At 37.9% G+C, this 974-nt stretch carries 1 protein-coding gene; it reads left to right on the top strand.

The genetic code is table 11. From position 1 onward, the window contains the following. Nucleotides 1-91: 91 nt before the first annotated feature. Complete coding sequence (locus tag DS2_RS19360) at nucleotides 92-952, top strand: IS982 family transposase (RefSeq protein WP_035016735.1); 861 nt, start codon at nucleotides 92-94, stop codon at nucleotides 950-952. Nucleotides 953-974 lie beyond the last annotated feature (22 nt).

Here is a 974-nt window from a genome sequence, read left to right as displayed (position 1 = left end):
ACCTGAGCTGCGCATAAGAAAATGAACTAAATGCCCTTGTGGTGATCAGATCTTTCGACCAAGAAAAATGTTGATAACCGAGGACAAGGGCATGATTAACTTAGACGCAATTTATGTAGATGTCGACGATTTTTGTTTACTATTCGAACCTCAATGGATAACTCACCTAATCGAAACCGGTGAAAAGCAGCGAAATAAACCATCCAGACTCAGTCACAGTGAAGTGATGACAATTCTAATCGCATTTCACCATTCAGGTTTTCGTGACTTTAAAACATATTATATTCAATTTGTTAGCCAATATTGGCAACACCATTTTCCTGAACTTGTCAGCTATACAAGAATGTTAAAATTACTCCAAACTGTCTTACCTGCTTTGTGCAGTTATCTCAAAAAAAGATTTTCGAAACCAACCGGAATAGCCTTTATTGATTCAACCACGCTAAAGGTTTGTCATAATATGCGCATTCCTCGAAACCAAGTGTTTTCAGGTGTTGCAGAGCGAGGAAAAGGCACAATGGGCTGGTTTTATGGGTTTAAACTGCATCTGATAATGAATGATGAAGGTGGACTTCTTTCGGTAAAAGTAACGGCTGGCAACGTAGATGACCGACAACCGGTATTAGATATGGTCGAAAATATCACTGGTAGTTTGTATGCGGATAAAGGGTATATATCAAAACAATTAGAAGGTGAGCTGTCCGAGCAAGGTATTAATTTTGTGACAGGCCAACGTAAAAACATGAAGCCAAAACCATTATCTGAGTGGGACAAGACTATGTTATCTAAAAGATTTATAATAGAAACAGTATTCGACCAACTGAAAAATATAGCTCAGATTGAACATTCCAGACATCGGAGCTGTGTCGCATTTATGGTGAATTTAATGGCCGGATTAATCGCTTACACATTTCAAGAGAAAAAGCCGAGTATTAAAGTGACTCGACTTTAATTTTTATACAGATCTCAGGTTA

The sequence above is a fragment of the Catenovulum agarivorans DS-2 genome (assembly GCF_000568405.1).
GTDB lineage: Bacteria > Pseudomonadota > Gammaproteobacteria > Enterobacterales > Alteromonadaceae > Catenovulum > Catenovulum agarivorans_A.
This window is presented reverse-complemented; position numbering and strand designations above follow the sequence as displayed.